1 protein-coding gene is annotated in these 1,148 nt (G+C 71.0%); it reads left to right on the top strand.

Going from position 1 to position 1,148, the window contains the following annotated elements; translation table 11 throughout:
- Window positions 1-898: 898 nt before the first annotated feature.
- The coding region (locus ACFWBF_RS37380; protein ID WP_385609285.1) for a hypothetical protein at window positions 899-1,148 on the top strand (250 nt) is incomplete at its 3' end.

Below are 1,148 nucleotides of genomic sequence, written 5' to 3'. Positions count from 1 at the left end.
GGCCTCGAAGATGACCTGGGCGAGACGCCTGCCCGCCTCCCGGGCCATACCGAGTGCCACCCCTCCGGCAAGACCAGACGCCCCCCGCTTCACAGCCTCGCGACGGGTCGGGCGCTCATGCGATGCGGGCGCCTGCTGGTCGCTCTGTTCGTTGCTCAACTGGTCCTCCAGACCGTGGAAAAAAAGTCCGTCTGTCCCGGACAGGCCGGGGCGGTGGTGACGTTGAGGGAGCGGGGCCCAAGCCGCGCAAGTCCTCACTCCTTCGCCGGACTCAGGCGAAGAAGGACAGGACCGGGGCAGAGAAAAGCCCCCGTCCGTTGTCCGGAGGGGGGCTTGGTACCTCAGTGCGTGACGAAGCGCTATCAGTGATCGAGCGGCACACCCTTGCATTCCGATCCGCAGGTGTTCCCCGGGGGAACAGATCGCGGCGGGGTGTTCCCCGGGGGAACAGCCCGGGATCACTGTGCCGGACCGGTGGGCAAGCCTCGCAAGTCCCTGTCGCGGCACCGGTGGGGGCAGTGGTGGGGGTTTCGGTGGGGCCCACCAACGGGGCCACCGGTGTCCGTGGTCGGGTCTGTGGTCGGGTGCGCGGTCGCCCCGTGGTCGGGTTGCACGGGAGGTTGCGCACCAGGTTGCGCACTCCTCATTCCGACGGCCTGCGTTGTCGCAGGTAGAGCCGCGTGGTCGGGCGCTTCCACTTGTGCCGACATCCCCTCTACGGCCCCCTGCCGCCCCAAGCAAGACGAAAGAGAAGGGTGGGGGGTGGGTGGTGGCGGCGGCCGGGCGAGGGGATCGGGTGCGTGGCGGTGGGCCGTCCGCCCGGCTCGCGCCGTGCGGCGAAAGCGCCGACGCCCCGGCATGGCGTCGGCGAAGGGTGGCCGACCGGGAGACTGGCGGCATGAGCACCACGCGCCGCCCACTGGGCACCGGTCCGTCGACCACCGCCAGGAGCACGACGACGTCGACCGCCCCGCGGCTGCTGCCCGTTGAGCACGTCGACCGCGAACAGCTCCTCGAGGACGACGCGGAGCACCAGGAGGTGGCCGCCGCGCGGCCCGACCGACGGACGCTCGGGTCACGTACGGCGGCAGAGACCGGGCCAGCAAGGTGGAGCGAAATGGGCCCAGTTACGCGACGGATCGGGGCAG

It is taken from the genome of Streptomyces sp. NPDC060028 (assembly GCF_042736725.1).
Classification (GTDB): Bacteria; Actinomycetota; Actinomycetes; order Streptomycetales; family Streptomycetaceae; genus Streptomyces.
Note: the sequence above shows the minus strand (reverse complement) of the source record. Positions and strands in the feature narration are given on the sequence as shown.